7 protein-coding genes are annotated in these 10859 nt (G+C 65.4%); 5 read left to right on the top strand and 2 right to left on the bottom strand.

The window, feature by feature from the left end; genetic code table 11:
* Positions 1 to 790 precede the first annotated feature (790 nt).
* The 5 genes from BFAL_RS05160 (at position 791) to BFAL_RS05140 (ending at position 8829) form a co-directional block, all read left to right on the top strand.
* Positions 791 to 2302 carry a DUF6020 family protein gene (locus BFAL_RS05160; RefSeq protein WP_055427363.1) on the top strand — a complete coding sequence of 504 codons (1512 nt, stop codon included), beginning with the start codon at positions 791 to 793 and terminating at the stop codon, positions 2300 to 2302.
* Complete coding sequence (locus tag BFAL_RS05155; RefSeq protein WP_055427362.1) at positions 2299 to 3774, top strand: lipopolysaccharide biosynthesis protein; 1476 nt, start codon at positions 2299 to 2301, stop codon at positions 3772 to 3774. The genes BFAL_RS05160 and BFAL_RS05155 overlap by 4 nt, the downstream gene beginning before the upstream one ends.
* Complete coding sequence (locus BFAL_RS05150) at positions 3774 to 4841, top strand: glycosyltransferase family 2 protein (RefSeq protein WP_082440380.1); 1068 nt, start codon at positions 3774 to 3776, stop codon at positions 4839 to 4841. The genes BFAL_RS05155 and BFAL_RS05150 overlap by 1 nt, the downstream gene beginning before the upstream one ends.
* Positions 4838 to 7186 (top strand): hypothetical protein, encoded by a 2349-nt coding sequence (locus tag BFAL_RS05145; protein WP_055427361.1) that lies wholly within the window; start codon positions 4838 to 4840, stop codon positions 7184 to 7186. Before BFAL_RS05150 ends, BFAL_RS05145 begins: the two co-directional genes overlap by 4 nt.
* Positions 7187 to 7347: 161 nt before the next feature.
* Positions 7348 to 8829, top strand: a complete 1482-nt coding sequence (locus tag BFAL_RS05140) for a DUF1846 domain-containing protein (RefSeq protein WP_055427360.1) — start codon at positions 7348 to 7350, stop codon at positions 8827 to 8829.
* Positions 8830 to 8884: 55 nt separating this feature from the next.
* Here BFAL_RS05140 and BFAL_RS05135 read toward each other — a convergent pair whose 3' ends face one another.
* Both BFAL_RS05135 and BFAL_RS05130 read right to left on the bottom strand, forming a co-directional pair.
* Complete coding sequence (locus BFAL_RS05135) at positions 8885 to 10372, bottom strand: ATP-binding protein (RefSeq protein ID WP_055427359.1); 1488 nt, start codon at positions 10370 to 10372, stop codon at positions 8885 to 8887.
* 115 nt (positions 10373 to 10487) lie between these two features.
* Positions 10488 to 10769 (bottom strand): helix-turn-helix transcriptional regulator, encoded by a 282-nt coding sequence (locus BFAL_RS05130; RefSeq protein WP_055427358.1) that lies wholly within the window; start codon positions 10767 to 10769, stop codon positions 10488 to 10490.
* Positions 10770 to 10859: the final 90 nt, after the last annotated feature.

Genomic DNA, 10859 nt, shown 5'->3' with positions numbered 1-10859 from the left:
AAACGGAAAGCCCGATGGGGTCGAGCACAGCTCCCCCACCGGGCCTTCCCCACATCCACACCCAAACGGGAAACCCCACGGACACCAGACCAAGAAACCTTACCCATATCGGGACAACGATGGCGGGCGCCCCCGCACACGCCCCGGCCGCCGGCCGCGACCCGGCACCAACCCCCTTCCCGCGAGCCCATGCGACGATGCACAAGCCCGCAACGGGAGAATCGGATGCAAATCCGCAAACCCAATACCATGGCCGTAACCATCCTTCTCCTGTGCATCCATATGTTTTCCCGTCTGCCTTGTCTTGAGTGCACGGTTACCGGCTCGACACCGCTTGATGAACATTGAGCCAACTGCACTGCGACTACGTATCCGCTCATTTATCGTCGTAATCATGCGTTTGGGAAGAATCAGTCCGTCGAGGGCGGCACGGCCCGTGTTGTGCGTCGCCGGGGGGCTGGTCATAGCCGTTGCGAACCGTGCAGCAGTGAATGCCGTGCTCGGCCCGTTCGACTTACGGTTCTGGCTTGAGACGGCCGTGACGGCGTTGATTCTGTTCGCGTCCTTCACCTTGACGGAACGTCTGGTCTTCTCCCATCCCGTACATGTGGACGTACGGTTTCCACTCGTACCACCTCCGGTGTTTCCGTCCGTTCCGCGGCTCATGTTCCGCTCATTGCGCGGCGTATGTCGTCGCATTTGTGCGTGCTTCGCAGGCCTTTACGTCGCGGTGCAGGTCGCGGTCGCGGGTGCGGTGATCCTCCTATGCTGGTCTCATGTCATCGTCTTGATGTTCCCCGGCACCCTCTGGTACGATACCGGCGACCAGATCGCCCAGTTCTTCGGCATCAGCGCATACGGGCAGCCGACGGGCGCCATATCCTCGCATCACCCGGTGCTCGACACCATCATCTTCGGCGGCGTGGCCCGGCTCGGCGACCTGCTCACAGGAAACTACCAGAATGGTCTCATCGCCTATCTCGGCATACAGGTCGTCGTCACCGCGGCCGAACTCGCCGGCGCATGCCTGTATGTGAGACGTGTCGGCTGCCCGTGCGTGTTCGCTACGGTCCTGTTCCTGTTCTTCGCGCTGTTCCCCGCGTTCCCGATCTTCACGATGTCGATCGTCAAGGACACGCTGCACGTGTTGTTCCTCATCCCATGGCTGCTCATGGTCGCCGAAATCACGCGAACCCGTCTCGCGGCACTCGCCTCGCGCCGGTTCCTCATCGGGTTCATCGTCGTCTCCACAGGCAACGCGTTGACCACGATGACGGGACTGTACATTACCGTGCTCACCTTGCTGTGCCTGCCGCTGCTGCGTGCGCGCCGCCGCTTGAGAATCATGGCCGCAGCAGCCGCGGCCACTGTGGCGCTGCTTGCCATGGTCGTGTTCCCGGCGGCGGTCCGTGGACCGTTGCGCGTGGTGCGGGAGGACGCGAACCAGCTGCTCGTCGCGCCGATGCAGATGACCGCACGGTACGCGCTCGACCATCCCGATGACGTGACCGCATACGAACGTGGTGTCATCGACCGGGTCAACACCGTGCCGTTCGAACGGATGGCGCGACGGTACAATCCGTATCTCGCCGATCCCGTCATCCAGTATGCGCTGCGTGACCCGTCCGCCGTCCCCGAATACCTTCGTGTATGGCTGTCCATGGGATTGCGGCACCCCGAATCGTATGTCGCGGCGTTCATCTCGCTCGAATCGGGCTGGTTCTCATTCACCCGCACGCCGTTGGACACCACCGACCGCGGCATCTCCCTGGCGACGCTCGACCGGCATGCGGACGCGGCCATCGGCAACCGGATGTGGTTCCAGATCGCGAACGCCTACAGTGACCCGTTCACGCGAATGCCGCCCTACGCGGCGAACCGGGCCGGCCAATCCGCCGCATACGCATGGTGGGACAAGTGGAAGACGGCGCCGGTGCTGAACGTGCTCACGTTCACTGCGTTGTGGACGTTCGTGCTGCCGTTGTTCCTCGTCTTCGCCGCGCTTGGCCGCCAAACATCCGCGATGCGGGCGGGCGCCCCCGCGTGGGCGCCGTTCCTGATTCCGCTCGCATGGTCACTGCTGTCGCTGCTGCCGAACGCGATCTCCATCCCGTTGAAACCGACCGCCACCCGGTACATGATGTGGGCGCCGGTCATGATACCGCTGCTGCTCGCCCTGCTACGCGCGGATGCGGTCGCGCCGGCGACGCTATGGGGCCCAACGGATGCGCGGCATGAAGAGGACGCGCATCGTGGGCGCGGCGCCCGGGGGAGCACCGACGAGGGGAAGGCCGTCGCATGAGCCGCGGACTCCTGTTCAACCTCGTCAGCAACATCGCGTTCTTCGTCGCCGGCTACGCGATCCACTGGTTCCTCGGCGGGTTCGCCTCGCCCGCCGACTACGGCATCGTCGGCACGGTCATCACCGTGCTTGATTTCGAATACCTGTTCGTCAGCAACGGCGCCCGTCAGGCGTTGTCGCGCAACATCGCCTCGCACCGGTGGGACGGGCGTCAGGTCATCGCGCGCACGCTCGTCGTGCAGGCGGCGATCGTGGCCGTGTTCTTCCTGCTCGACTTCGCCGGCGCCCCGTTGTTCGGGCTCATGCTCGGCGACGATACGCTGGAACGCTACTTCCGCTATGCGGCGTTCCTCGTGCCCGCGAACGGCCTGTACGTGGTGATGCTCGGCATCAACGACGGGCTGCAGCGGTTCGGCCGCAGCGCGTTCCTCTCCACGTTCTATCCGATCGTCAAACTGGGAACGATTCCGCTGATCATCCTCGTCTTCCCGCACGAGCCGGTCATCGGCGTCGAGATCGGCTACTGCGCGGCCATGGTGCTGACCATTCTCATCGGACTCGTCATGCTCGCGCCGGCATGGGCGCTGCTGCCCGAGGGCGGCGCGTCGTTCCCGTGGCGTGACGCCGCGCATGGCACGCTCGCGTTCTCCCTGTTCTTCATCATGGCGTCGCTCGTGCTGAGCGCCGACACGCTCGTCGTCAAGGCCGAACTGCCCGACCGCATGGCCGGCTACTACACGGGCGCGATGAACTTCGGCAAGACCACGTACTACCTGCTGCAGGCGTTCGCCGTGATCATTCTGCCGGTGGTCGCGCGCCTCGTCGCCGCCGGCGCGCGCGGCGAGGCGCTGCGGAAGGCGCGCGGATTGTTCCTGCTCGCGTTCGCGCTCGTCGCGCCCATGGCCGTGGCGATATCCGCGACGGCCGCCGACCTGCTCGCCGCGTTCTACTCGCCCGCGTACGCGACCGCCGCGCCTGCATTGGCGTGCCTCGCGTTCTCGAGCTTCTTCATGGGCGTCACCGTGATTCTCAACATGACGCTCAACGCCGAACGAGACACGCGTTTCTCCGACATGCTGTCGCTCGTCTCCCTGCCGGTCGTCGTCGGCGTGTTCGTCGCCGCCGCGCGGCTCGGCGGCATCACCGCCGTCGCCGCCAGCAGCATGGCGTGCACGTTCGCCGTGATGGTCGTCTCCTACATCGAGACGCGTCGTCGTTTCGGCGACGTGATGAGCGGCAAGGCGTGGGCGGCGATCGGCTGTGACGCGCTGCTGTGGTGTGTGATGGCCGTCGCGGGGCGCATGTTCGACGTGACGAACTTCGTGGCGCTCATGGCGCTCTACGCGGCCGTGTACGCCGCGTTCGCCGCCATGCTCGCACGCGTCGGGATCCTCGACGTGAAGGAGATCAAGTCGGTGTTCGCGAAACGGGCGGACAGGACGCCCGCGGTCAACGAAAAGGATGGGAACTGATGCACGTATTCGTCCAAATACCCTGCCTCAACGAGGCCAAGACGCTGCCGCTCGTCATGGAGCATATGCCGAAGCACATCGACGGCGTGGACCGGCTCGACGTGATGATCATCGACGACGGGTGCACCGACGACACGGTCGCGGTGGCGAAACGGCTCGGCATACGCCACATCGTGCGCCACAACGGCACGATGGGCCTGGCGCGCGCCTTCCGCGACGGCGTCGACTACGCGTTGAAGCACGGCGCCGACATCGTCGTCAACACGGACGGCGACAACCAGTATCCGTCCGAACGCATCGGCGACCTCGTGCGCCCGATCATCGAGGGGAGGGCGGACATCGTCGTCGGCGACCGGCAGACCGACACGATCAAGGAGTTCAGCCCGTTCAAACGTCTCATGCAACGATTCGGCTCATGGGTCGTCAACCTTGCAGCCGGCACGAACATTCCCGACGCGGCCAGCGGCTTCCGCGCCTACTCGAAACGCTCCCTGCTCCAGCTCAACATCGTCACCGAATTCAGCTACTGCATGGAGACGATCATCCAGGCCGGCTACAAGCGCATCGCCATCACGTCGGTGCCGATCGTCACCAATCCGAAGACCCGCAAGTCGCGCCTGTTCCACAACATCTTCGAACACATGGGCAAGTCCGCGGGGGCGATCGTGCGCAGCTTCCTCATGTTCCGCGCGCACTCGGTGTTCACCTGGTCGGCCATCATCCCCGGAATCGGCGCCGCCGCAGTCTTCATCCGCTATCTCACGTTCTTCTTCGCCGGTCAGGGCCGCGGCCACATGCAGTCCCTCCTGCTCGGCGTCATGCTGTTCATCTGGATGGTCATCTCCCTGCTGCTGCTCATCGTCTCCGAAGTGCTGCGCACGCAACGCAAGCTCGAGGAGGACGAGCTCGAACGCGTCAAGGAGATCGCGTACGCGCCCGCCGCCCGTCGCCTGTGGACGGACGACGGCGGAAGCGCCCCCGCCGTATCCGGGGTGTCCGTCGTCGCCGTCGCGGACACTCCCGCGACGGCGGACAACGACCGCACGGACATGAAGGAGCAGCAGTGACGCGCACCGCGACGAACCACGTGACGCAGGACGCGACGGACCGGGAACCATCACAGCGCATGACGTCATCACCCGAGTCACCCGAGTCATCCGCCGCGGCCCCCCGTCCGCACACGTGGCGTGCGCGCCTGCGCCGCTCGCCATGGGCACGGCCCGTCTGCATCGCCGTCATCGCGATCGTGCTGCTGGAACTGTTCGTATTCAACCTGCCGTTCTGGCAGACGCTCGGCGCCCACCCCGTGCAGGCGCACGACGACGGCGTCGGCAACGGTCTGCGCGTCGAAACGGGCGGCATCGCCGTCATCACCGACCCGGAACACGCGTGGCGCGACATTTCCGCCGACGAGCCCATCGACTACCTGTACATCGACCACGCCTCCGCCGAACGCCCCCGACAAGGCGACGCCGTACGCTGGCAGCTCTCCACGATGAAGACGACCGACTCCGGCTGGTACGACGCGAACGCGGACGTCGGATATTCGCCGTCCGCCGAACCCTCACGCTACCAGCGCGTCGGCGACGGGGCGACGCACGTGCGGCTACGCTACCAGATGGACAAGGGCGACGTCATCCCGTACAACACAATCACCGTCAACCCGCGTGTTCCGATGCGGTTCAGCCCGATCCGCCTCCTCATCGAAATCCTCGCCGCGCTCCTCATCATCGCGTTCCGTCCCGCCTCGCCGTTCTACCGTATACGCCTCGCGCTACGCCGACGCTCCTGTCTCATACCCGTCGCCGTCTGCGCCGCGCTCACCTGCCTGCTGCCGCTCGGCCTGTTCGCCATGGCCGCGCCGCAGGAAAGCCCCGAACCCGTCTACTGGGACTTCTTCGCCTCATACCAGGCCACCGACCAATACCAGCGGCTCGCCGACGCGATCCTCAACGGGCGCGCATGGCTCGACTACCCGGTCAACGACGGTCTCGCCGCCATGGACAATCCGTACGACACCCGGGCGCGCACCCTGACCGCATTGAACAATCCGGACACGCCCGTCTACTTCGACGTGGCCTTCCACGACGGCAAGTACTACTCGTACTTCGGCGTACTGCCCGCGCTGCTCCTGTTCGCACCGTTCAAAGCGCTCACCGGCATGCGCCTGCCCACGAACGCCGGCATCGCCGTCACCGCCGCGTTCGCTGCGCTCGCGACCGCCGCGCTCGCCGTCCAGCTCGCCCGTCTCATCGCGCGCCGGCACCCCGTCTCGCTCGGCGCGACGCTGCTCGGCATGACCGCCATGATGTTCGGCAACGGCATCGCCATGCTCATCCAGCTCGGCCTGTTCTACCAGATTCCGCAGGAGATGGCCGTGGGGTTCGCCGCGCTCGGACTGTCGTTGTGGATAGAGGCGAAACTGCGCGAGCTGGAACGGCACCTGCCGTTGTTCGCCGCGGGATCGGCGTGCATGGCATTGACCATCGCGAGCCGGCCGCAGGTCATCCTCGCCACGTTCATCGCGCTCCCGTTGTTCGCCGACGAGATCCGCGCGCTATGGGTGCGGGGGCTGCGTTCCCGGCGTGCGCTCATACATGAGATCCGCGTCTGGGCGTGCGCGGTCGTACCATATCTGGTGGTGTTCCTGCCGCAGTTCGCGTACAACATGGCGCGTTTCGGCTCCTTCACCGACTTCGGCGCGAAATACAACCTCACCGGTTACGACATGACACATGCGCGCGCGCCGCTCACCCAATACTTCTCGTTCGTGTTCCAATACCTGTTCCAGCCGCCGAACCTCACCGCGCACTTCCCGTTCGTGCAGCATCAGAGCGTGCCGTTGACCACATGGCGCAGCGAGCATCCGATGTTCGGCGGATGGCTGTTCACCGCGGCTCCGTTCGCGCTGCTGTTGTTCACCGTCACCGTGTGGCGGTTCGCGCTGCACCGCGTGGTCGCGACGGGGCTCGTCATCGGCGCGCTCGCGGCGGCGGCGGCGACGTTCATCATCAACGCGCGCATCACAGGCGTGGACTTCCGCTACGAGATCGACTACGCGTTCATGCTCGTGTTCGCCGTGCTCGCGCTGCTGTATGCGGTCGACGCGGCGGTGCACCGGACCGGGGTGTCGACCGCCGTGGCCGCCGAGACCGGCGTGGCGGCAGCGCGCGCGTCGTGCGGCGTGGGCGGTACGTCCGGTGACGGCGCGTCCGGTGACGCAGATGATACGACCGACGTCGCGACCGGGGCGGACCGCTGGCGGGACGTGGCCGGACGGCTCACGTTCGGATGGCTCGCCGCCTGCATGACGGCGGCGTTCCTGTTCCTCGTCTTCAAACAGTTCGCGACGGGAATGAACATGCCGACGTGGATCTGGTGGAATGTGGAGTCCTGGTTCGTGTTCATGTGACGGGACGCCCGAGACCGTGCGCGGTGCGGCGTTGGAGCGGCACGGTGCCGGATGGCGAGGGCGACGTGCCGGGCCGCGTGCACGGCCCGGCATCGGAGGATGACGCGTATAATCCTGTAGGTCATTTCGCGCCGTCCTTTCCGAAAGGTTCCTCCACACACATGCGACAGGGATTCGACAACGACAAGTACATCGGACTGCAGGCCGCCAGGATCAGGGAGCGCATCGCGCGGTTCGGCGGCAAGCTCTACCTCGAATTCGGCGGCAAACTGTTCGACGACTATCACGCGTCGCGCGTGCTGCCCGGATTCCGGCCGGACGTGAAGTTCCGTATGCTGGAAAGCCTCGCCGACGACGTGGAGATCGTCATCGCCGTGAACGCGAACCACATCGAGAAGGCGAAGACGCGCGGCGACCTCGGCATCACGTACGACGAGGACGTGCTGCGCCTGATCGACGTGTTCCGCTCCCGCGGATGCTACGTGGGCTCCGTGGTGCTCACCCAGTACGCGGGCCAGCCGGCGGCCGAGGCGTACCGGCGCCGACTCGCGCAGTTGGGCGTCACCTGCTACCTGCACTATCCTATCGCCGGGTATCCGCACGACATCGCGCGCATCGTCTCCGACGAAGGGTATGGGAGGAACGACTACATCGAGACGAGCCGTCCGCTCGTCGTCGTCACCGCGCCCGGCCCCGGCTCCGGCAAGCTCGCCACCTGCCTGTCGCAGCTCTACCATGAGCATCGTCGCGGCGTCGCCGCCGGATACGCGAAATACGAGACGTTCCCCATCTGGAACCTGCCGCTCAACCATCCGGTGAACATCGCCTACGAGGCGGCCACCGCCGACCTGGACGACGCGAACATCATCGACCCGTTCCATCTGGAGGCGTACGGCGAGACCACCGTCAACTACAACCGCGACGTGGAGGCGTTCCCCGTGCTCAAGGCCATGATGGAACGCATCATGGGGGAAAGCCCCTACCAGAGCCCCACGGACATGGGCGTCAACATGGCCGGGTATGCGATCGTCGACGACGAGGCGTGCCGTGAGGCCGCGAACATGGAGATCGTGCGCCGGTACTTCACCGCCGCAGTGAACTTCAAACGCACCGGCGCCGGCGAGGAGCAGGTCGAACGCCTCTGCTCCATCATGAAGAGGGCGGGCGTCGACGAGAACCTGTCGCCGGCGCGCGACGCGGCGCTCTCCAAAGAGCGCGCGACCGGAGGCCCGGCCGGCGCCATGCTCCTGCCCGACGGGCGCGTCGTCACCGGCAAGACCGGTGATCTGCTTGGGTCGGCGAGCTCGTTGCTCATGAACGCGCTCAAGACCGTTGCCGGCGTCGACCTCGAACTGCCCGTCATCCACGACGACGCCATCGAACCGATCTGCCGTCTCAAGACCGAACACCTCAACAGCACGAACCGCAGGCTCCACTCCGACGAGACGCTGATCGCGCTGTCCATCACCAGCGCCACTGATCCGCTCGCCGAACGCGTCATCGCCGGGCTCGAACAGTTGCGCGGATGCGACGCGTTCTTCTCCGTCATCATCTCCTCGGCCGACGAGGCGCTCTACCGCAAGCTCGGCATCAACGTGTGCTGCGAGCCGAAATACGAGCGCGTGAGCCTCTACCACAAGTAGGACGAAACGGGTCGCCGAGGCGGGGCGGGCTCCTCAGCGGTTCACGCAAAGCGGTTCACGCGGTCTTGAGACGGTAGCGGCGCGTCGGGTCGTCGCGGAACCGCACCTCGGCGACCCGGCCCTCACGCAGCAGCTCGCGCATACCCGACGTCACCGCCAACGGCGTGATCTTCAGCTCGCGCAGGATCTCGCGGATGCTCATCGCCGAATGACGTTCCAACACCGCGGTGATCGCCTTCGCGATGTCGTTCGGCGTTCCCGCGGTGGCGATGCGATGCCGCGTGATCGTCATCGTGAACGTGTTGATGTCGTTCACCGTCGTCGCCGGCTCGATGCCCGCCTCGCGCAGCGTCGCCGCGATACGCTGATAGCCGTCGCCGCCCTCCGGGTTCACGAACCCGCCGCCAAGATAAGGCGTCGACTCCAACAACGTGAACAGGAACTGGTTGCGCGTGGACACGCTCGGCACACCCGTCACCGGATGCGGATTGGCGAGCACATCATGCGTGACCGTGCCGTACAGACCACCCGGATTCGAAATCTCGATACGATCCGTGAACACGCTGATGCTCACCTGCGTGCCGCGCGCATCCGGCGAATAATCACGATGCGTGAGCGCGTTCGCTATGGCCTCACGAAGCACCACCGGCGGATAATCAGGCTTCTTCGCGCCGATCCAATGCATCAGCGACTCCACCGCATCATCGATCATCACCGGAATCGGCCCGACGATCGACTTCGCGGCGACCAGACGCTCGTCGCCGCGGAACACGTCGTCGCGCGACGTCCCCGGAAACACGGCGATGGTGATGCCCAACCTCGGATAATACTTCTGCGGGTACCTGCCCAACGCGAGCAGACCCGCCAACGTGGGGCGCAGCACACCGCCCACGCCGCGCAACGGCATCTGCGAATCATCATGACGCAACGCCTGCAGATCAAGCAGCGTATCCGTATCGCCCCGGTCGGCGAACACATGCGGATGCTGCTCGCGCACCCGCGCAAGCAAACCCTCCACCAGCGTCGGATCGAAATCGTCGGGAGTGGCGCCATGCACGACATCCAGATCGTACGTGGGCTGCAGATGTTCCTCGATGAGCCGATCCACCTCATAGGAGGTCATATGACGGTCGCCATCGCCCGTACGGATATACGAGCCCTCGTACGGGCCGCGCTCGCTGATGAAGCAGGGCTTGTCGCGCGGAAGCATCTCGTCGACGCGGGCGAACACGAGGTTCGCGCCCTCGAACGGGCAGGTGACGATCACCGGGCGCACGACGGGCGTCATCTTCTCGCACGCCTGGCTCAACGCCTCCTGCATCGCGCGCGCATTGAAGTCCTCGACCGGCGTGAACCCGTTCTTCTCGCTCAGACCGAGGATGATCCACCCGCCCGAACCGTTGGAGAACGCGGACAACGTGTCCGTGATGGTCGAGGAGATGCGGCGCTTGCACTCCTTGACCTCGCACTGCTGCGTGTCGTTGCCGATCAGACGCATCAGTGCGATCAGCTCGGTCATCTTCGCGGTGTAGTCATCGACCATGGGAGGGCCTCCTTGCCACCATTGTGCCGCATCCGCATTGCCGGCCGGTACCCCCGGAACTGTTCGACGCCTGTGGTTCACGGGGAATTCACGCGGTGGTGGCGCGGCTGCCGCGTCATTGGGGGTCGAAGCTGATGGTGAGCGTGCGGCCCATGCCGTGGGCGAGCGCCTCCAGCGTCTTGAACGAGGGGTTGATGTGCGCCTGTTCGATGCGTTGGATGGTGATGCGCGAGACGCCGGTCGCATCGGCCAGCTGTTGCTGTGTCATGCCGCATTCCCTGCGCGCCTTGAGCAGAGCCGCACCCACCTCAGGAAAGATGCGCGGCTTCTCCGGTTTCGCCGCGGATGCGGGTGCCGGGGTCTCGTCGTCGTTGCCGGTGGGGTTGTGGTTGCTCATGACTGCTCCCTTGCTTCGTGTTCGTCCGGGGCGGTCTGCGCCGAGTGACGTCCTGATCCCCATCCAATCCTTTTATCATCTCGTATGCCG

Source organism: Bifidobacterium aesculapii (genome assembly GCF_001417815.1).
GTDB lineage: Bacteria > Actinomycetota > Actinomycetes > Actinomycetales > Bifidobacteriaceae > Bifidobacterium > Bifidobacterium aesculapii.
The sequence above is the reverse complement of the archived record's forward strand: the minus strand, read 5'-3'. Positions and strand labels throughout refer to the sequence as shown.

Coding starts and splice junctions, on each gene's coding strand:
- BFAL_RS05160 (WP_055427363.1), top strand. CDS start 791: ATGTTCCCCGGCACCCTCTGGTACGATACCGGCGACCAGATCGCCCAG.
- BFAL_RS05155 (WP_055427362.1), top strand. CDS start 2,299: ATGAGCCGCGGACTCCTGTTCAACCTCGTCAGCAACATCGCGTTCTTC.
- BFAL_RS05150 (WP_082440380.1), top strand. CDS start 3,774: ATGCACGTATTCGTCCAAATACCCTGCCTCAACGAGGCCAAGACGCTG.
- BFAL_RS05140 (WP_055427360.1), top strand. CDS start 7,348: ATGCGACAGGGATTCGACAACGACAAGTACATCGGACTGCAGGCCGCC.
- BFAL_RS05135 (WP_055427359.1), bottom strand. CDS start 10,372: ATGGTCGATGACTACACCGCGAAGATGACCGAGCTGATCGCACTGATG.
- BFAL_RS05130 (WP_055427358.1), bottom strand. CDS start 10,769: ATGAGCAACCACAACCCCACCGGCAACGACGACGAGACCCCGGCACCC.